Source organism: Streptomyces sp. NPDC058877, assembly GCF_042742855.1.
Lineage (GTDB): Bacteria > Actinomycetota > Actinomycetes > Streptomycetales > Streptomycetaceae > Streptomyces.
This window is the reverse complement of record NZ_JBHYMF010000085.1, coordinates 1-18229: the sequence shown is the minus strand read 5'-3', so window position 1 is coordinate 18229 and position 18229 is coordinate 1. Positions and strand designations below refer to the sequence as shown.

Here is an 18229-nt window from a genome sequence, read left to right as displayed (position 1 = left end):
CCGACATGCTGATCCCCCGTAGGGTCAAGCACCGCAAGCAGCACCACCCCAAGCGCTCGGGCGCGAGCAAGGGTGGCACGCAGGTTGCGTTCGGCGAGTACGGCATTCAGGCCCTCACGCCGGCTTACGTGACCAACCGCCAGATCGAGGCGGCTCGTATCGCGATGACCCGCCACATCAAGCGTGGCGGCAAGGTCTGGATCAACATCTACCCGGACCGTCCGCTGACGAAGAAGCCCGCCGAGACCCGCATGGGTTCCGGTAAGGGTTCTCCGGAGTGGTGGATCGCGAACGTCAAGCCGGGTCGGGTGATGTTCGAACTGTCCTACCCGAACGAGAAGATCGCGCGCGAGGCCCTGACCCGTGCGGCCCACAAGCTGCCGATGAAGTGCAAGATCGTGAAGCGCGAAGCAGGTGAGCTGTGATGTCGGCCGGTACCAAGGCGTCCGAGCTGCGCGAGCTGGGCAACGAGGAGCTTCTCAACAAGCTCCGCGAGGCCAAGGAAGAGCTGTTCAACCTCCGCTTCCAGGCGGCGACCGGTCAGCTCGAGAACCACGGTCGGCTCAAGTCCGTCCGTAAGGACATCGCCCGGATCTACACCCTGATGCGTGAGCGTGAGCTGGGCATCGAGACGGTGGAGAACGCCTGATGAGCGAGAGCAACGTGACTGAGAAGACCGAGCGCAACGCTCGCAAGGTCCGCGAGGGCCTGGTCGTCAGCGACAAGATGGACAAGACCGTCGTCGTCGCTGTCGAGGACCGCGTCAAGCACGCGCTGTACGGCAAGGTCATCCGCCGTACGAACAAGCTCAAGGCTCACGACGAGCAGAACGCTGCCGGCATCGGCGACCGCGTCCTCCTGATGGAGACCCGGAAGCTGTCCGCCACGAAGCACTGGCGCGTCGTCGAGATCCTCGAGAAGGCCAAGTAATTACCCGAGGCCCCGGAAACTAGTTCCGGGGGCCCCTCGGGTCAGTTCCGCCAGGCTCGGCCGGGGCTTCTCCGAAGCCCCGGCCGGGAACCGGCAGACAATCAGGAGATAGACGTGATCCAGCAGGAGTCGCGACTGCGTGTCGCCGACAACACTGGTGCCAAGGAGATCCTTTGCATCCGTGTTCTCGGTGGCTCCGGTCGCCGCTACGCGGGCATCGGTGACGTCATCGTCGCCACCGTCAAGGACGCGATCCCCGGTGGCAACGTGAAGAAGGGTGACGTCGTCAAGGCGGTCATCGTTCGCACCGTCAAGGAGCGCCGCCGCCAGGACGGCTCGTACATCCGCTTCGACGAGAACGCCGCTGTCATTCTCAAGAACGACGGCGACCCTCGTGGCACCCGTATCTTCGGCCCGGTCGGCCGTGAGCTGCGCGAGAAGAAGTTCATGAAGATCATCTCGCTCGCGCCGGAGGTGCTGTAAGCATGAAGATCAAGAAGGGCGACCTGGTCCAGGTCATCACCGGTAAGGACAAGGGCAAGCAGGGCAAGGTCATCACGGCCTTCCCGCGCGAGAACCGCGTCCTGGTCGAGGGTGTCAACCGGGTCAAGAAGCACACCAAGGCCGGCCCCTCGCAGGCCGGCGGCATCGTCACGACCGAGGCTCCGGTCCACGTCTCCAACGTCCAGCTGGTCGTGGAGAAGGACGGCAAGAAGGTCGTCACGCGTGTCGGTTACCGCTTCGACGACGAGGGCAACAAGATCCGCGTTGCCAAGCGGACGGGTGAGGACATCTGATGGCTACCACCACTCCGCGTCTCAAGACGAAGTACCGCGAGGAGATCGCGGGCAAGCTGCGTGAGGAGTTCTCCTACGAGAACGTCATGCAGGTTCCCGGCCTCGTGAAGATCGTGGTCAACATGGGTGTCGGCGACGCCGCCCGTGACTCGAAGCTGATCGACGGTGCGATCCGCGACCTCACCACGATCACCGGTCAGAAGCCGGCCGTCACCAAGGCCCGCAAGTCCATCGCGCAGTTCAAGCTGCGCGAGGGTCAGCCGATCGGTGCGCACGTCACCCTCCGTGGCGACCGCATGTGGGAGTTCCTGGACCGCACCCTGTCGCTCGCGCTCCCGCGCATCCGCGACTTCCGCGGCCTGTCCCCCAAGCAGTTCGACGGCCGTGGCAACTACACCTTCGGTCTCACGGAGCAGGTCATGTTCCACGAGATCGACCAGGACAAGATCGACCGTGTCCGGGGTATGGACATCACCGTGGTGACCACGGCGACCAACGACGACGAGGGCCGTGCCCTTCTGCGTCACCTCGGCTTCCCGTTCAAGGAGGCGTAAGCGAGATGGCGAAGAAGGCTCTCATCGCGAAGGCTGCCCGCAAGCCCAAGTTCGGCGTGCGTGGCTACACGCGCTGCCAGCGCTGTGGTCGTCCCCACTCCGTGTACCGCAAGTTCGGCCTGTGCCGCGTGTGCCTCCGTGAGATGGCTCACCGTGGCGAGCTGCCGGGCGTGACCAAGAGCTCCTGGTAATCCCTCACTTGGGATGACCGGAGTCTCTCGGTAAGTATTGGGCTGACGGATGCCCATCCCTCCATGGCTTAGGCTAGGGGGGTTGGGCGTCCGCCGCCCTACCGACTTACTACGCCGTAGGTCCCCGCGCCGCACCCGTCCCGCCCCTGTGTGGGGAGAGGGATGGCGCATACAGGAAACCCCGGCGAGAGAGGCCGAAGGCCAATTCATGACCATGACTGATCCGATCGCGGACATGCTGACTCGTCTGCGTAACGCGAACTCGGCATACCACGACTCCGTGACGATGCCGCACAGCAAGATCAAGTCTCACATCGCGGAAATCCTCCAGCAGGAGGGCTTCATCACGGGCTGGAAGGTCGAGGACGCCGAGGTCGGCAAGAACCTCGTCCTCGAGCTCAAGTTCGGTCCGAACCGTGAGCGCTCCATCGCGGGCATCAAGCGGATCTCGAAGCCGGGCCTCCGGGTTTACGCGAAGTCCACCAACCTGCCGAAGGTCCTCGGCGGCCTGGGCGTGGCGATCATCTCCACGTCCCACGGTCTCCTGACCGGCCAGCAGGCGCAGAAGAAGGGCGTGGGTGGGGAAGTCCTCGCCTACGTCTGGTAGTCGGGAACGGAGGAAAAGCCAATGTCGCGTATCGGCAAGCTCCCCATCACGGTTCCCGCCGGCGTGGACGTCACCATCGAGGGCCGCACGGTCACGGTGAAGGGTTCCAAGGGCACCCTCACCCACACCGTCGCCGCGCCGATCGAGATCGCCAAGGGCGAGGAGGGCGTTCTGAACGTCACCCGTCCGAACGATGAGCGTCAGAACAAGGCCCTGCACGGCCTGTCCCGCACGCTGGTGGCCAACATGATCACCGGTGTGACCCAGGGGTACGTCAAGGCGCTCGAGATCAGCGGTGTCGGTTACCGCGTGGCCGCGAAGGGCTCCTCTCTGGAGTTCCAGCTCGGCTACAGCCACCCGATCCTGGTCGAGGCGCCCGAGGGCATCTCGTTCAAGGTCGAGTCGCCGACCAAGTTCTCGGTCGAGGGCATCGACAAGCAGAAGGTCGGCGAGGTCGCCGCCAACATCCGCAAGCTTCGCAAGCCCGACCCCTACAAGGCCAAGGGCGTGAAGTACGCGGGCGAGGTCATCCGCCGCAAGGTCGGAAAGGCTGGTAAGTAAGCCATGGCATACGGTGTGAAGATCGCCAAGGGCGACGCCTACAAGGGCGCCGCCAAGAAGCGCCGCCACATCCGCATCCGCAAGAACGTGTCGGGTACGGCGGAGCGTCCGCGCCTCGTCGTGACGCGTTCCAACCGCGGCATCACCGCTCAGGTCATCGACGACCTCAAGGGTCACACCCTTGCGTCGGCGTCGACCCTGGACGCGTCGATCCGCGGTGGCGAGGGTGACAAGTCCGCGCAGGCCAAGAAGGTCGGCTCCCTGGTTGCCGAGCGCGCCAAGGCCGCCGGTGTCGAGGCCGTCGTGTTCGACCGTGGTGGCAACAGGTACGCCGGGCGCATTGCCGCTCTGGCTGACGCCGCCCGCGAAGCCGGGCTGAAGTTCTAAGCCCCGGTTCCGGGACTAACGGACGTAACAGAGAGAGGTAATTCCAATGGCTGGACCCCAGCGCCGCGGCAGCGGTGCCGGTGGCGGCGAGCGGCGGGACCGGAAGGGTCGCGACGGTGGCGCTGCCGCCGAGAAGACCGCGTACGTTGAGCGCGTTGTCGCGATCAACCGCGTCGCCAAGGTTGTCAAGGGTGGTCGTCGTTTCAGCTTCACCGCGCTGGTCGTGGTGGGCGACGGTGACGGCACCGTAGGTGTCGGTTACGGCAAGGCCAAGGAAGTTCCCGCGGCCATTGCCAAGGGCGTCGAGGAAGCGAAGAAGAACTTCTTCAAGGTTCCCCGCATCCAGGGCACCATCCCTCACCCGATCCAGGGCGAGAAGGCCGCGGGCGTCGTCCTGCTCAAGCCGGCTTCCCCCGGTACCGGTGTTATCGCCGGTGGCCCGGTGCGTGCCGTCCTCGAGTGCGCCGGCGTTCACGACATCCTGTCGAAGTCGCTCGGCTCCGACAACGCGATCAACATCGTGCACGCGACCGTGGAGGCCCTCAAGGGCCTGCAGCGTCCCGAGGAGATCGCGGCCCGCCGTGGTCTGCCCCTCGAGGACGTCGCTCCCGCGGCTCTGCTCCGTGCGCGTGCTGGGGCGGGTGCGTAATGGCTCGCCTCAAGGTCACGCAGACGAAGTCGTACATCGGCAGCAAGCAGAACCACCGCGACACCCTGCGTTCGCTCGGCCTCAAGAAGGTCAACGACGTGGTTGTCAAGGAGGACCGCCCCGAGTTCCGCGGCATGGTGCACACCGTCCGCCACCTCGTGACGGTCGAGGAGGTTGACTGACATGGCGGAGAACAACCCGCTGAAGGCCCACAACCTCCGTCCCGCCCCCGGCGCCAAGACCGCCAAGACCCGTGTGGGTCGTGGTGAGGCGTCGAAGGGTAAGACGGCCGGTCGTGGTACGAAGGGCACCAAGGCCCGTTACCAGGTTCCGGAGCGCTTCGAGGGTGGCCAGATGCCCCTCCACATGCGCCTCCCGAAGCTGAAGGGCTTCAAGAACCCCTTCCGCACCGAGTACCAGGTCGTGAACCTGGACAAGCTGGCCGCGCTCTACCCGCAGGGTGGCGAGGTCACGGTGGCCGACCTGGTCGCCAAGGGTGCCGTTCGCAAGAACCAGCTCGTCAAGGTCCTTGGCCAAGGCGAGGTCTCCGTGGCGCTGCAGGTGACGGTTGACGCCGTCTCCGGCTCCGCCAAGGAGAAGATTGCCGCCGCGGGCGGCAGCGTCACCGAGCTCGTCTGAGACGACTCGATGGCTTGAACATCCGACCGGGGATGCCTCTCAAAAGGGGCATCCCCGGTTGGTCGTTCCTAGGGGGGCATGCTCGCCGGTAAGGTGGCGTGCACTGTCTAGACTCCGTGCGCCATGCCCGCACGGATTTGAAGACCGATACCTATTCGTCGAACCTCAAGACCGTCACCCTTGACGCATAGCGCGGGGGTCGCAGGAGGCACCGTGCTCACCGCGTTCGCCCGGGCGTTCAAGACGCCCGACCTGCGCAAGAAACTGCTCTTCACGCTCGCCATCATCGTGTTGTACCGCCTCGGTGCCCACATCCCGGTGCCCGGCGTCAGCTACGAGGCAGTTCAGCAGTGTGTCAAGCAGGCCAGCGAGGGCAACAACAGCCTGTTCGGCCTGGTCAACATGTTCAGTGGCGGGGCGCTGCTGCAGATCACCATCTTTGCGCTCGGCATCATGCCGTACATCACGGCGAGCATCATCCTGCAGCTGCTGACCGTCGTGATTCCGCGCCTCGAAGCCCTCAAGAAGGAGGGCCAGTCGGGCACCGCCAAGATCACGCAATACACCCGGTACCTGACGGTCGCCCTTGCCGTGCTCCAGGGCACCGGTCTCGTGGCGACCGCCAAGAGCGGTGCGCTCTTCAGCGGCTGCATCGTCGCCGACCAGGTCGTGCCGAACCAGTCGATCTTCACCATCGCCACCATGGTCATCACGATGACCGCGGGCACCTGTGTCGTCATGTGGCTCGGTGAGCTGATCACCGACCGCGGCATCGGCAACGGCATGTCGATCCTGATGTTCATCTCGATCGCCGCCGGCTTCCCGGGCGCGCTGTGGGCCATCAAGGAGAGCGGCAAGCTCGCCAAGGGCTGGATCGAGTTCGGCACCGTCATCCTCATCGGCTTCGTGATGGTGGCCCTCGTGGTCTTCGTCGAGCAGGCCCAGCGGCGCATCCCGGTCCAGTACGCGAAGCGCATGATCGGCCGCAGGTCGTACGGCGGTACGTCCACTTACATCCCGTTGAAGGTGAACCAGGCGGGTGTGATTCCTGTCATCTTCGCGTCGTCGCTGCTCTACATCCCGGCCTTGATCGCGCAGTTCTCGAACTCCACCGCAGGGTGGAAGACCTGGATCGAAGCCCACTTCGTCAAGGGTGACCACCCCTACTACATCGCTGCGTACTTCCTCCTGATCGTGTTCTTCGCCTTCTTCTACGTGGCGATTTCGTTCAACCCCGAGGAAGTCGCCGACAACATGAAGAAGTATGGTGGCTTCATCCCGGGTATCCGGGCTGGTCGACCTACTGCCGAGTATCTGAGCTACGTGCTCAACCGGATCACTTGGCCGGGCTCGCTGTACTTGGGTCTGATCGCTCTTGTGCCGACGATGGCGTTGGCAGGCTTCGGTGGCGCCAATGCCAACTTCCCCTTCGGCGGGACGAGCATCCTCATCATCGTGGGTGTGGGGCTGGAGACCGTGAAGCAGATCGAGAGCCAGCTCCAGCAGCGCAATTACGAAGGGTTCCTCCGCTGATGCGAATCGTCCTCGTCGGACCGCCCGGGGCCGGCAAGGGTACGCAGGCCGCGTTCCTTGCCAGGAACCTGGACATCCCACACATCTCCACGGGTGACCTGTTCCGTGCCAACATCTCGCAGGGCACCGAGCTCGGTCTGAAGGCCAAGGCGTTCATGGACGCCGGCGACCTCGTGCCCGACGAGGTGACCATCGGGATGGCCAAGGACCGCATGGAGCAGTCGGACGCCGCCAACGGCTTCCTGCTGGACGGCTTCCCCCGGAACGTGGCGCAGGCCGAGGCCCTGGACGTGGTCCTGAAGGCCGAGGACATGCAGCTGGACGCGGTCCTGGACCTGGAGGTCCCCGAGGACGAGGTCGTGAAGCGGATCGCGGGTCGCCGCATCTGCCGCAACGACAGCGCGCACGTCTTCCACGTGACGTACACCCCGCCGAAGACCGCGGGCGTCTGTGACGTCTGCGGCGGCGAGCTCTACCAGCGCGACGACGACTCCGAGGAGACGGTCCGCCGGCGCCTGGAGGTCTACCACACGCAGACCGAGCCGATCATCGACTACTACCGGGCGCAGAACCTGGTCGTGACGATCTCGGCGCTCGGCAAGGTGGACGAGGTCACCGCCAAGGCGATGGCCGCGCTCAAGAAGTAACCCCGGTTCGTTCGATACGGCCGCGGTGCCCCTCACGGGCGCCGCGGCCGTATCGTTGTTCCGTTCCCCGTACTCGATGGAAAGGCCGCGGCCACGATGGTGCAGATCAAGACCCCCGAGCAGATCGCGAAGATGCGCGAGGCGGGGCTGGTCGTCGCCGCCATCCACGCGGCGACGCGTGAGGCGGCCGTGCCCGGCGCCACGACGCGGGACCTCGACGAGGTGGCGCGGAAGGTCATCGCCGACCACGGTGCGAAGTCGAACTTCCTCGGGTACGGCGGTTTCCCCGCGACGATCTGCACCTCGGCGAACGAGGTCGTCGTCCACGGCATCCCCGACGACAAGACCGTCCTCAAGGACGGCGACATCATCTCCATCGACGCGGGCGCGATCGTGGACGGCTGGCACGGTGACGCCGCCTACACGGCCTTCGTGGGCACCGGGCACGCACCGGAGCTGGTGGAGCTCTCCCGGGTGACGGAGGAGTCGATGTGGGCCGGCATCGCGGCCATGAAGCTCGGCAACCGCTTGGTGGACGTCTCGAAGGCGATCGAGTCCTACATCAAGCGCCAGCCGCGGCCGGCGGTCGGTGACCACAGCCTCGGCCGGTACGGGATCATCGAGGACTACGGCGGCCACGGCATCGGCACCGAGATGCACATGGACCCGCACCTGCTGAACTACGTCTCCCGCAAGCGGGGCAAGGGCCCGAAGCTCGTCCCCGGCTTCTGCTTGGCCATCGAGCCGATGGTGTCGCTGGGCACTCCCCGCACGGAGGTCCTGGAGGACGACTGGACGGTCGTCACCACCGACGGCACCTGGTCCTCCCACTGGGAGCACTCGGTCGCCCTGACCGAGGAGGGCCCCCTGGTCCTGACCGCGGTGGACGGCGGCAAGGCGAAACTGGCGGAGCTGGGCGTCACGGCGGCACCGGACCCCCTGGCGTAGCCACCGGTGTGCGGCGCCGGCCCCTGGGTGCGTAGCCGATTCGGAGTTCGCGTAATGATCTTCTACGGTGGGCAGATTCCCCGATTCGTCTTTTCCCAGGGGCTGACGTAGACTGACGCGTCGGCTCTCGTGTACCCGTGTGTCCGCACGCGGCGGCCGGAGTCGATCAAGGTAGCCGATTCGAAGGGCGAAGCGTGGCCAAGAAGCAAGGTGCCATCGAAATCGAGGGCACCGTGATCGAGTCCCTCCCGAACGCCATGTTCAAGGTGGAGCTCCAGAACGGTCACAAGGTCCTCGCGCACATCTCCGGCAAGATGCGGATGCACTACATCCGAATCCTCCCGGACGACCGGGTCGTCGTGGAGCTCTCTCCGTACGACCTGACGCGTGGCCGGATCGTCTACCGGTACAAGTAGATCTTGCCCGCACCCGCACTCCGCGCGGGTGGTGGCACTGACCCGGAGAACCTCACATCCCATGAAGGTCAAGCCGAGCGTCAAGAAGATCTGCGACAAGTGCAAGGTGATCCGCCGTCACGGCCGGGTCATGGTCATCTGCGACAACCTGCGCCACAAGCAGCGCCAGGGCTGACGCACGCCGACCGACCTGCAACTTCGCAGTTCTTCGCGCGACGCATAGCAACACGTACACATGCAGAGCCCGTCGGGCCGTGATCCACGGCTGACGGCACCTCCGGCGGGGGCCGGGGACCCGACCTGTACCTCATACGGCGGCCGGGACCGGTTCTGCAGCAGACCCCCGAGAACACAGGAGCCATTGAATGGCACGCGTTTCCGGTGTTGACATCCCTCGCGAAAAGCGTGTGGTGGTCGCACTCACCTACGTCTTCGGCATCGGGCGCACCCGGTCCGAGGAGATCCTCGCCGCGACCGGCGTGAACCCGTCCACCCGCGTCCGCGACCTTGCCGAGGAAGACCTCGTCAAGATCCGCGAGTACGTGGACGCCAACCTCCGGACCGAGGGTGACCTCCGCCGTGAGATCGCCGCCGACATCCGCCGCAAGGTCGAGATCGGCTGCTACCAGGGTCTGCGCCACCGTCGTGGCCTGCCCGTCCGCGGCCAGCGCACCAGCACGAACGCTCGTACCCGCAAGGGCCCGCGTCGCGCCATCGCCGGCAAGAAGAAGCCGGGCAAGAAGTAGTCCTCAGCGGACGCTTGACCAAGCGGTCTTCGCTGTAGGACCGACCACCTCCCGTAGGAGTAAGAGATGCCCCCCAAGGGTCGTCAGGGCGCTGCCAAGAAGGTGCGCCGCAAGGAAAAGAAGAACGTCGCTCACGGCCACGCGCACATCAAGAGCACGTTCAACAACACGATCGTCTCGATCACGGACCCCTCGGGCAACGTGATCTCCTGGGCCTCCGCCGGCCACGTCGGCTTCAAGGGCTCGCGCAAGTCCACCCCGTTCGCCGCGCAGATGGCCGCCGAGTCGGCCGCTCGCCGCGCGCAGGAGCACGGCATGCGCAAGGTCGACGTCTTCGTCAAGGGTCCCGGCTCCGGCCGTGAGACCGCGATCCGCTCCCTCCAGGCCACCGGCCTCGAGGTCGGCTCGATCCAGGACGTCACCCCCACGCCGCACAACGGCTGCCGTCCCCCCAAGCGCCGCCGCGTCTGACGCACCGGCTGCTTGACCAGGGATTTCGGGCGGTGCGCCCCCTCTTCGGGGCGTACCGCCCGTACCCTTGCAGTACGCAGTACTCCGTCGGGCGTCAAATAGTGGGCGTCCACGACTGAAGGACACACAGACATGCTTATCGCTCAGCGTCCGTCGCTGACCGAAGAGGTCGTCGACGAGTTCCGCTCCCGGTTCGTGATCGAGCCGCTGGAGCCGGGCTTCGGCTACACCCTCGGCAACTCCCTCCGCCGTACCCTCCTCTCCTCGATCCCGGGTGCCGCCGTCACCAGCATCCGCATCGACGGCGTCCTGCACGAGTTCACCACCGTGCCGGGCGTCAAGGAGGACGTCACCGACCTCATCCTCAACATCAAGCAGCTGGTCGTCTCCTCGGAGCACGACGAGCCGGTCGTGATGTACCTGCGCAAGCAGGGCCCGGGTCTGGTCACCGCCGCCGACATCGCGCCCCCGGCCGGTGTCGAGGTGCACAACCCGGACCTCGTCCTGGCGAGCCTGAACGCCAAGGGCAAGCTGGAGATGGAGCTGACCGTCGAGCGCGGTCGCGGCTACGTCTCCGCCGTCCAGAACAAGCAGGTGGGCCAGGAGATCGGCCGCATCCCGGTCGACTCCATCTACTCGCCGGTCCTCAAGGTCACCTACAAGGTCGAGGCGACCCGAGTCGAGCAGCGCACCGACTTCGACAAGCTGATCGTCGACGTCGAGACCAAGCAGGCCATGCGCCCGCGCGACGCCATGGCGTCCGCCGGCAAGACCCTGGTCGAGCTGTTCGGTCTGGCGCGCGAGCTCAACGTCGACGCCGAGGGCATCGACATGGGCCCGTCCCCGACGGACGCCGCCCTCGCCGCCGACCTGGCGCTGCCGATCGAGGAGCTGGAGCTCACGGTCCGCTCCTACAACTGCCTCAAGCGCGAGGGCATCCACTCCGTGGGTGAGCTCGTCGCCCGTTCCGAGGCCGACCTGCTCGACATCCGCAACTTCGGTGCGAAGTCGATCGACGAGGTCAAGGCGAAGCTGGCCGGTATGGGCCTCGCGCTGAAGGACTCGCCGCCCGGATTCGACCCGACCGCCGCCGCGGACGCCTTCGGCGCCGACGACGACGCGGACGCGGGCTTCGTCGAGACCGAGCAGTACTGAGCTCGGACCTGACGGTCCCCTCTTGCTGCGGACCGGTTCCGGCCGGTTGTGCAGTTCCCCGCGCCCCCTTCGGGGCGCGGGTCTCCGACAGGTAACCGCCTGCTCGGATACTGACCCCGGTACCTGATACGGCCGGGGCAGAACACAAGGAGAAACACCATGCCGCGTCCCACCAAGGGCGCCCGCCTCGGCGGCTCCGCCGCGCACGAGAAGCTGCTCCTCGCTAACCTGGCGAAGTCGCTCTTCGAGCACGGCCGCATCACGACGACCGAGGCCAAGGCCCGCCGCCTGCGTCCGGTCGCCGAGCGCCTGATCACCAAGGCGAAGAAGGGCGACATCCACAACCGTCGCCTGGTGCTGCAGACGATCACCGACAAGGGCATCGTCCACACCCTCTTCACCGAGATCGCCCCGCGCTACTCGGAGCGTCCCGGCGGTTACACCCGCATCACCAAGATCGGCAACCGTCGTGGCGACAACGCCCCGATGGCCGTGATCGAGCTGGTCGAGGGCGAGATCGCCAAGAAGGCGACCGTTGCCGAGGCCGAGGCCGCCACCAAGCGCGCCGTCAAGGAGGCCGACGAGGCCGCCGCGGTCGAGGCGACCGAGGAGGAGTCGAAGGACGCGTAAGCGTTCTTCCGACGTTTCTCGTGTGCGGGCCCGTACCCCCTGGGGTGCGGGCCCGCTCCCGTGTCTTTGAGAGGATCTCCGCGTGAGCGATGAGGTGCAGGACGGTTTCGTACGGGTCAGGCTCGACCTTTCCTACGACGGCAAGGACTTCTCCGGCTGGGCCAAGCAGGCCCAGGGGCAGCGGACCGTGCAGGGGGAGATCGAGGACGCCCTGCGGACCGTGACCCGGTCCAAGGAGACCCACGAACTGACCGTCGCGGGCCGGACCGATGCCGGGGTCCACGCACGCGGCCAGGTCGCCCACGTCGACCTGCCCGTGGGCCTGTGGGAGGAGCACCGGGAGAAGCTGCTCCGACGGCTCGCGGGGCGGCTTCCGCACGACGTCCGGGTGTGGCGGGTGGCGGAGGCGCCGGCCGGCTTCAACGCGCGCTTCTCCGCGATCTGGCGCCGCTACGCCTACCGCGTCACCGACGACCCCGGCGGGGTCGACCCGCTGCTCCGGGGCCATGTGCTGTGGCACGACTGGCCCCTCGACCTGGACGCGATGAACGAGGCGGCGACCGCACTCATCGGCGAGCACGACTTCGCCGCGTACTGCAAGAAGCGCGAGGGCGCCACCACCATCCGCACGCTCCAGGTGCTGCGCTGGGAGCGGCGGGACGACGGGGTGCTGGAGGCGACCGTGAAGGCGGACGCCTTCTGCCACAACATGGTCCGCTCGCTCGTCGGCGCCCTGCTCTTCGTGGGGGACGGGCACCGGCCGGTGGACTGGCCCGGGAAGGTGCTCGCCGCCGGCGTCCGGGACTCGGCCGTGCACGTCGTCCGGCCGCACGGCCTCACCCTGGAAGAGGTGGGCTACCCGGCGGACGAACTGCTCGCCGCCCGGAGCCGGGAGGCCCGGAACAAGCGGTCACTCCCCGGGAGCGCCGGCTGCTGCTGAAGCCTGGGCGCGGCCCCGGGCATAGATCTGGTTGAAGGCGAAGGTGCCGAGGTCGTCACTGGCCCGGAAGACCACGGTGTCGGCCTTGGTGACCTTCGTGCCGTTGGTGAAGCCGGCCTGGGTGAAGTACGCGTACCGGCCGATCGCGTTCGCGCGGCGCAGGCAGACCGTGGAGTGGCAGAAGTCACCCACGCCGGCGCCGGTCAGCGGCGCGATGCCGCCGACGGCCCGGTCCTTCGCCTTCCCGGCCGCCGCTTCGGAGGGGAAGACGGCGACGCCTACGGTGACCGCCACGCCGTCCTTCACATAGGTGGCGCGGAGCACCCGCTGGCAGCCGTTCTGCTGGAGGACCGCGCCGAGGCCGCCCTGGGTGACGGCCGTGCAGTTGGTCGTCGAGGAGGTCGCGCCCTTCTGGTAGGGGCGGTCGTCCATGGTCAGCTTCTTGCCGGGGAAGAGGCCCTCGGCGGTGAGCGGCGCCTTGTCCTTCTTCGGGTCCGAGATGTAGTCCTTCGGGTCCGGTGGGGGCGGTGGTGCCACCGAGGAGAAGGTCGGCTCGGGGCTGGGGAGGTCCGTGGGGGAGACCGCGCCGGTGGGGAGCGGGCCGTTCTTGGCCTCGTCGTTCTTCTTGTTGGTGGCCACGACGGCGGTCGCGACGATCGCACCGACGGCCACCGCGGCCAGGGCCCCGCCGGAGACCAGCAGGAGGCGCTTGCGACGGTTCCGGGAGGCGGAGGCGTCGGCCAGGGCGCCCCAGTCCGGGGTGGCGCCACTGCCCTGTGCCCCCGGGAACGGGTTCGGCTGCTGCTCGAAGCCGGACGGCTGCGGTTGCTGCCCCGGTTGCTGCCCGTATCCCGGCGGCGGTCCGTAGCCGGGCTGTTGGCCGTACCCCTGCTGCCCCGCCCCCTGCCCGTACCCCTGCTGCTGCGGCTCCTGCGGCCACTGCGGTCCCCCAAAGCTCATGCCGCGCATCCTAAACCGGTTGGGCGGAGTCGATGCGGGCGGTGACAATGCATCCCATGGGACACGTCGAGGCCGCACATCTTGAGTACTACCTCCCCGACGGGAGGGTCCTGCTCGGGGACGCCTCCTTCCGGGTCGGGGAGGGGGCGGTCGTCGCCCTCGTCGGGGCCAACGGCGCCGGCAAGACCACGCTGCTCCGGATGATCGCCGGAGAGCTCCAGCCGCACGGCGGCACGGTCACGGTCAGCGGCGGGCTCGGCGTGATGCCCCAGTTCGTCGGCTCCGTGCGGGACGGCTCCACCGTCCGCGACCTGCTGGTCTCGGTCGCCCAGCCCCGGATCAGGGAAGCCGCGAAGGCGGTCGACGAGGCCGAGCACCTGATCATGACGGTGGACGACGAGGCCGCGCAGATGGCGTATGCGCAGGCCCTCAGCGACTGGGCCGAGGTGCAGGGGTACGAGGCGGAGACCCTCTGGGACATCTGCACGACGGCGGCCCTCGGCGTCCCGTACGAGAAGGCACAGTTCCGGGAGGCCCGGACGCTCTCCGGCGGCGAGCAGAAGCGACTGGTCCTGGAGTCGCTGTTGCGCGGCCCCGACGAGGTGCTGCTCCTGGACGAGCCCGACAACTACCTGGACGTGCCCGGCAAACGGTGGCTGGAGGAGCGGCTGCGGGAGACCCGCAAGACCGTGCTCTTCATCTCCCACGACCGGGAGCTGCTCTCCCGGGCCGCGCAGAAGATCGTCGCGGTCGAACCCGGCCCGGCCGGCTCGGACGTGTGGGTGCACGGCGGTGGCTTCGACACCTTCCACGAGGCCCGGCGGGAGCGGTTCGCCCGCTTCGAGGAGCTGAAGCGGCGCTGGGAGGAGAAGCACGCCCAGCTGAAGAAGCTGGTGGTCAACCTGCGACAGGCGGCTGCGGTCAGCCACGAGATGTCGTCCCGGTACGCGGCGGCACAGACCCGGCTGCGGAAGTTCGAGGAGGCGGGGCCGCCGCCGGAGCCGCCGCGGGAGCAGGACATCCGGATGCGGTTGCGCGGAGGACGGACCGGGGTGCGGGCCCTGACCTGCGAGAACCTTGAGCTGACCGGTCTGATGAAGCCGTTCTCGCTGGAGATCTTCTACGGCGAGCGGATCGGTGTCCTCGGTTCCAACGGATCCGGCAAGTCGCACTTCCTCCGGCTCCTGGCCGGCGACGAATCGGTGGCGCACACGGGCACCTGGAAGCTGGGGGCCCGGGTCGTGCCGGGGCACTTCGCGCAGACCCATGCGCACCCGGAGCTGGTCGGGCGTCCCCTCGTGGACATCCTGTGGACGGAGCACGCCAAGGACCGGGGCGCGGCGATGTCGGTGCTGCGGCGGTACGAGCTGGAGCGGCAGGGCGACCAGCCCTTCGACAAGCTGTCCGGCGGCCAGCAGGCGCGCTTCCAGATCCTGCTCCTGGAGCTCGCGGGGACGACCGCGCTGCTGCTCGACGAGCCCACGGACAACCTGGACCTGGAGTCGGCGGAGGCCCTCCAGGACGGTCTGGAGTCGTACGAGGGGACGGTGCTCGCGGTGACCCACGACCGGTGGTTCGCGAAGTCCTTCGACCGCTTCCTGGTCTTCGGGTCGGACGGAGTGGTGCGGGAGACCGACGAACCGGTGTGGGACGAGCGCCGGGTCGAGCGGGCCCGCTAGGCGCCCCCTCGGCGTTTTGACCCATCGCGGGGGTGCCGGGTAGTCTTCTGGTTTGTTATGCGTATTGGCTTGGTCGTTCTCACGCGAGGGGCCCTTACGCCGGTCCACCGGGCCGATGACCAGCGGCATGTACACGGGTTGCGTCCCCGCGATACGGCCAAGGCTGTCGTGCATCGTCCCTGTGGCCCTGTCAGGACCTTCTCCTGAGCCCCTGGGCTCGGGGAGACCCCATACCGAAGAAGCGAAGGCTACGACCGTGCGTACGTACAGCCCCAAGCCCGGCGATGTCACGCGCCAGTGGCACATCATCGACGCGCAGGACATCGTCCTGGGCCGTCTGGCGACGACGGCTGCGAACCTCCTGCGAGGCAAGCACAAGCCCGTCTACGCCCCCCACATGGACATGGGCGACTTCGTCATCATCATCAACGCCGACAAGGTCCACCTGTCCGGCAACAAGAAGACCCAGAAGATGGCCTACCGTCACTCTGGCTTCCCGGGTGGTCTGCGCTCCGTCCGCTACGACGAGCTGCTGGACAAGAACCCCGAGAAGGCCGTCGAGAAGGCCATCAAGGGCATGATCCCCAAGAACTCCCTGGGCCGTCAGATGCTCTCGAAGCTGAAGGTCTACGCGGGCGAGAACCACCCGCACGCTGCCCAGCAGCCGGTCCCGTTCGAGATCACCCAGGTCGCGCAGTAAGTCCGGCCACCCCCTAAGACGAAAAGAATCTGAGGAGCATCGTGGCCGAGACCACCCCCGAGACCCCCGTCGACGAGTTCGAGGGCGTTGAGGAGTACACCACCGAGACCGAGCTCGTCGAGGGTGAGTACACCTCCGAGTCGCTCGCCTCCCGCTTCGGCGACCCGCAGCCGGCCGCCGGCCTGGGCCGTCGCAAGAACGCCATTGCCCGCGTCCGGATCGTTCCGGGCACCGGCAAGTGGAAGATCAACGGTCGCACCCTTGAGGACTACTTCCCCAACAAGGTGCACCAGCAGGAAGTCAACGAGCCCTTCAAGGTGCTCGAGCTCGACAACCGCTACGACGTCATCGCCCGCATCGCGGGTGGCGGCGTCTCCGGCCAGGCCGGTGCCCTGCGCCTCGGCGTGGCCCGTGCGCTGAACGAGGCGGACGTCGAGAACAACCGCCCGGCGCTGAAGAAGGCCGGCTTCCTCTCCCGTGACGACCGTGCGGTCGAGCGGAAGAAGGCCGGTCTCAAGAAGGCCCGCAAGGCTCCGCAGTACAGCAAGCGTTAATCGCCTGCTCGGTCTGCTTTCGTACGCCCCGACGGCACTGTCCGTGTCGTCGGGGCGTACGTTTTTTCATAACCCCTTTTTCTTTCATCAGCTTGGGCACATATTTTCGGAGGACAGCTGTGGGACGACTCTTCGGCACGGACGGCGTGCGCGGCGTGGCCAACGCGGACCTGACGGCGGAGCTGGCGCTCGGCCTGTCGGTCGCTGCCGCGCACGTGCTCGCCGAGGCGGGCACCTTCGAGGGCCATCGGCCCACTGCCGTCGTCGGGCGTGACCCGCGCGCCTCCGGAGAGTTCCTCGAGGCGGCCGTCGTCGCGGGCCTCGCCAGCGCCGGCGTCGACGTGCTGCGGGTCGGGGTCCTCCCGACCCCCGCCGTGGCCCACCTGACCGGCGTCCTCGGCGCCGACCTCGGCGTGATGCTCTCCGCGAGCCACAACGCCATGCCCGACAACGGCATCAAGTTCTTCGCGCGCGGCGGCCACAAGCTCGCCGACGAACTGGAGGACAAGATCGAAGCCGTGTACGAGGAGCACCGCACCGGTGCCCCGTGGCAGCGTCCGACCGGTGCCGGCGTCGGTCGCGTCCGCGACTACGACGAGGGCTTCGAGACCTATGTCTCCCACCTGCTCTCGGTCCTCCCCAACCGCCTCGACGGTCTCACGATCGTCCTCGACGAGGCGCACGGCGCCGCCGCCCGCGTCTCGCCCGAGGCCTTCTCCCGTGCCGGCGCCCAGGTCATCACCATCGGCGCCGAGCCGGACGGCCTCAACATCAACGACGGCTGCGGCTCCACCCACCTGGACCTGCTCCGGGCCGCCGTCGTCGAACACGGCGCCGACCTGGGCATCGCCCACGACGGCGACGCCGACCGCTGCCTCGCCGTGGACGCCTCGGGCGAGGAGGTCGACGGCGACCAGATCCTCGCCGTGCTCTCCCTCGCCATGCGCGAGGCCGGCACGCTGCGCGGAAACACCGTCGTCGCGACGGTCATGTCCAACCTGGGCTTCAAGCTGGCCATGGAGCGCGAGGGCCTGAACCTCGTCCAGACCGCGGTCGGCGACCGCTACGTGCTGGAGTCCATGAAGGAGAGCGGCTACGCGCTCGGCGGCGAGCAGTCGGGACACGTCATCGTGCTCGACCACGCCACCACCGGCGACGGCACCCTCACCGGCCTGATGCTGGCCGCCCGCGTCGCCGCCACCGGCAAGTCGCTCGCCGACCTCGCCGGCGTCATGCAGCGGCTCCCGCAGATCCTCATCAACGTCAAGGACGTCGACAAGTCGCGGGTGCACACCTCCGGTGAGCTCGCCGCCGCCGTCGCCGAGGCCGAGCGCGAACTGGGCTCCACCGGCCGCGTCCTGCTGCGCCCCTCCGGCACCGAGCCGCTGGTCCGGGTGATGGTCGAGGCCGCGGACATCGAGCAGGCCCGTGCGGTTGCCCAGCGCCTCGCGGATGTCGTGAAGTCCACTCTGGGCTAGCCTGCCTGAGGCACCGTCATGCACGGGAGGGCCTGCCGCACCCGACGGGTGCGGCAG

Annotated in this window: 28 protein-coding genes; 27 read left to right on the top strand and 1 reads right to left on the bottom strand. The window is 67.5% G+C overall.

Annotation, left to right across the window (positions count from 1 at the left end; genetic code table 11):
- Positions 1-5 precede the first annotated feature (5 nt).
- The 23 genes from rplP to truA all read left to right on the top strand — a co-directional run bounded on the left by rplP (position 6) and on the right by truA (position 12801).
- A complete protein-coding gene (gene rplP / locus ACFW2Y_RS20445; RefSeq protein WP_017239579.1) occupies positions 6-425 on the top strand; it encodes a 50S ribosomal protein L16 in 420 nt (139 codons plus the stop codon).
- Positions 425-649, top strand: coding sequence for a 50S ribosomal protein L29 (gene rpmC / locus ACFW2Y_RS20440; protein WP_017239580.1), 225 nt, complete (start codon positions 425-427; stop codon positions 647-649). Before rplP ends, rpmC begins: the two co-directional genes overlap by 1 nt.
- Positions 649-930 carry a 30S ribosomal protein S17 gene (rpsQ, locus tag ACFW2Y_RS20435; RefSeq protein ID WP_030208995.1) on the top strand — a complete coding sequence of 94 codons (282 nt, stop codon included), beginning with the start codon at positions 649-651 and terminating at the stop codon, positions 928-930. The genes rpmC and rpsQ overlap by 1 nt, the downstream gene beginning before the upstream one ends.
- 114 nt (positions 931-1044) lie before the next feature.
- Entirely contained in the window at positions 1045-1413 is a 369-nt protein-coding gene (gene rplN, locus ACFW2Y_RS20430) for a 50S ribosomal protein L14 (protein WP_003956455.1), read from the top strand.
- 2 nt (positions 1414-1415) lie between these two features.
- Positions 1416-1727: a 50S ribosomal protein L24 gene (gene rplX, locus ACFW2Y_RS20425; protein WP_015035583.1), complete on the top strand. Its 312-nt coding sequence runs from the start codon at positions 1416-1418 to the stop codon at positions 1725-1727.
- Positions 1724-2281, top strand: a complete 558-nt coding sequence (rplE, locus tag ACFW2Y_RS20420; protein ID WP_086024646.1) for a 50S ribosomal protein L5 — start codon at positions 1724-1726, stop codon at positions 2279-2281. The genes rplX and rplE overlap by 4 nt, the downstream gene beginning before the upstream one ends.
- Before the next feature lie 5 nt (positions 2282-2286).
- Positions 2287-2472 carry a type Z 30S ribosomal protein S14 gene (locus ACFW2Y_RS20415; protein WP_003948630.1) on the top strand — a complete coding sequence of 62 codons (186 nt, stop codon included), beginning with the start codon at positions 2287-2289 and terminating at the stop codon, positions 2470-2472.
- Between the two features lie 208 nt (positions 2473-2680).
- The gene (gene rpsH, locus ACFW2Y_RS20410) at positions 2681-3079 is read left to right on the top strand and encodes a 30S ribosomal protein S8 (RefSeq protein ID WP_006347222.1); all 399 of its coding nucleotides are present in this window, start codon (positions 2681-2683) and stop codon (positions 3077-3079) included.
- Positions 3080-3100: 21 nt separating this feature from the next.
- On the top strand, positions 3101-3640 hold the full coding sequence (gene rplF / locus ACFW2Y_RS20405) for a 50S ribosomal protein L6 (protein ID WP_384880951.1): 540 nt from the start codon (positions 3101-3103) through the stop codon (positions 3638-3640).
- A 3-nt stretch (positions 3641-3643) separates the two neighbouring features.
- Positions 3644-4027 (top strand): 50S ribosomal protein L18, encoded by a 384-nt coding sequence (gene rplR / locus ACFW2Y_RS20400; RefSeq protein ID WP_384880948.1) that lies wholly within the window; start codon positions 3644-3646, stop codon positions 4025-4027.
- Between the two features lie 46 nt (positions 4028-4073).
- Positions 4074-4676: a 30S ribosomal protein S5 gene (rpsE, locus tag ACFW2Y_RS20395; protein ID WP_015035588.1), complete on the top strand. Its 603-nt coding sequence runs from the start codon at positions 4074-4076 to the stop codon at positions 4674-4676.
- On the top strand, positions 4676-4858 hold the full coding sequence (gene rpmD / locus ACFW2Y_RS20390; RefSeq protein WP_015035589.1) for a 50S ribosomal protein L30: 183 nt from the start codon (positions 4676-4678) through the stop codon (positions 4856-4858). The genes rpsE and rpmD overlap by 1 nt, the downstream gene beginning before the upstream one ends.
- Before the next feature lies 1 nt (position 4859).
- Entirely contained in the window at positions 4860-5315 is a 456-nt protein-coding gene (gene rplO / locus ACFW2Y_RS20385; RefSeq protein WP_384880946.1) for a 50S ribosomal protein L15, read from the top strand.
- Positions 5316-5528: 213 nt separating this feature from the next.
- Entirely contained in the window at positions 5529-6848 is a 1320-nt protein-coding gene (gene secY, locus ACFW2Y_RS20380) for a preprotein translocase subunit SecY (RefSeq protein ID WP_384880943.1), read from the top strand.
- Complete coding sequence (locus ACFW2Y_RS20375; RefSeq protein ID WP_384880940.1) at positions 6848-7495, top strand: adenylate kinase; 648 nt, start codon at positions 6848-6850, stop codon at positions 7493-7495. The genes secY and ACFW2Y_RS20375 overlap by 1 nt, the downstream gene beginning before the upstream one ends.
- A 96-nt stretch (positions 7496-7591) precedes the next feature.
- On the top strand, positions 7592-8443 hold the full coding sequence (gene map / locus ACFW2Y_RS20370; RefSeq protein WP_384880938.1) for a type I methionyl aminopeptidase: 852 nt from the start codon (positions 7592-7594) through the stop codon (positions 8441-8443).
- Between the two features lie 194 nt (positions 8444-8637).
- The gene (gene infA, locus ACFW2Y_RS20365; protein ID WP_003956442.1) at positions 8638-8859 is read left to right on the top strand and encodes a translation initiation factor IF-1; all 222 of its coding nucleotides are present in this window, start codon (positions 8638-8640) and stop codon (positions 8857-8859) included.
- A 61-nt stretch (positions 8860-8920) separates the two neighbouring features.
- Positions 8921-9034 carry a 50S ribosomal protein L36 gene (rpmJ, locus tag ACFW2Y_RS20360; protein WP_003956441.1) on the top strand — a complete coding sequence of 38 codons (114 nt, stop codon included), beginning with the start codon at positions 8921-8923 and terminating at the stop codon, positions 9032-9034.
- A 190-nt stretch (positions 9035-9224) separates the two neighbouring features.
- Complete coding sequence (gene rpsM, locus ACFW2Y_RS20355) at positions 9225-9605, top strand: 30S ribosomal protein S13 (protein ID WP_030209021.1); 381 nt, start codon at positions 9225-9227, stop codon at positions 9603-9605.
- A gap of 66 nt (positions 9606-9671) precedes the next feature.
- Positions 9672-10076 carry a 30S ribosomal protein S11 gene (gene rpsK / locus ACFW2Y_RS20350; RefSeq protein ID WP_003956432.1) on the top strand — a complete coding sequence of 135 codons (405 nt, stop codon included), beginning with the start codon at positions 9672-9674 and terminating at the stop codon, positions 10074-10076.
- 132 nt (positions 10077-10208) lie between these two features.
- Positions 10209-11231, top strand: a complete 1023-nt coding sequence (locus tag ACFW2Y_RS20345; protein WP_384880936.1) for a DNA-directed RNA polymerase subunit alpha — start codon at positions 10209-10211, stop codon at positions 11229-11231.
- Positions 11232-11390: 159 nt separating this feature from the next.
- Positions 11391-11861 (top strand): 50S ribosomal protein L17, encoded by a 471-nt coding sequence (gene rplQ / locus ACFW2Y_RS20340; protein ID WP_384421355.1) that lies wholly within the window; start codon positions 11391-11393, stop codon positions 11859-11861.
- An 82-nt stretch (positions 11862-11943) separates the two neighbouring features.
- A complete protein-coding gene (gene truA, locus ACFW2Y_RS20335) occupies positions 11944-12801 on the top strand; it encodes a tRNA pseudouridine(38-40) synthase TruA (RefSeq protein ID WP_384880933.1) in 858 nt (285 codons plus the stop codon).
- On the opposite strand, the gene ACFW2Y_RS20330 is transcribed toward truA, so the two are convergent.
- Positions 12772-13761 carry a hypothetical protein gene (locus tag ACFW2Y_RS20330; RefSeq protein WP_384880930.1) on the bottom strand — a complete coding sequence of 330 codons (990 nt, stop codon included), beginning with the start codon at positions 13759-13761 and terminating at the stop codon, positions 12772-12774. The two genes, truA and ACFW2Y_RS20330, sit on opposite strands and share 30 nt — an antisense overlap.
- A 56-nt stretch (positions 13762-13817) precedes the next feature.
- On the opposite strand from ACFW2Y_RS20330, the gene ACFW2Y_RS20325 reads away from it, so the two are divergent.
- From ACFW2Y_RS20325 to glmM, 4 genes are all read left to right on the top strand, one after another.
- Entirely contained in the window at positions 13818-15440 is a 1623-nt protein-coding gene (locus tag ACFW2Y_RS20325; protein WP_384880927.1) for an ABC-F family ATP-binding cassette domain-containing protein, read from the top strand.
- Between the two features lie 256 nt (positions 15441-15696).
- Entirely contained in the window at positions 15697-16140 is a 444-nt protein-coding gene (rplM, locus tag ACFW2Y_RS20320; protein ID WP_041130788.1) for a 50S ribosomal protein L13, read from the top strand.
- A 41-nt stretch (positions 16141-16181) separates the two neighbouring features.
- On the top strand, positions 16182-16694 hold the full coding sequence (rpsI, locus tag ACFW2Y_RS20315; protein WP_015035601.1) for a 30S ribosomal protein S9: 513 nt from the start codon (positions 16182-16184) through the stop codon (positions 16692-16694).
- 119 nt (positions 16695-16813) lie between these two features.
- A complete protein-coding gene (gene glmM, locus ACFW2Y_RS20310; RefSeq protein ID WP_384880924.1) occupies positions 16814-18172 on the top strand; it encodes a phosphoglucosamine mutase in 1359 nt (452 codons plus the stop codon).
- Positions 18173-18229: the final 57 nt, after the last annotated feature.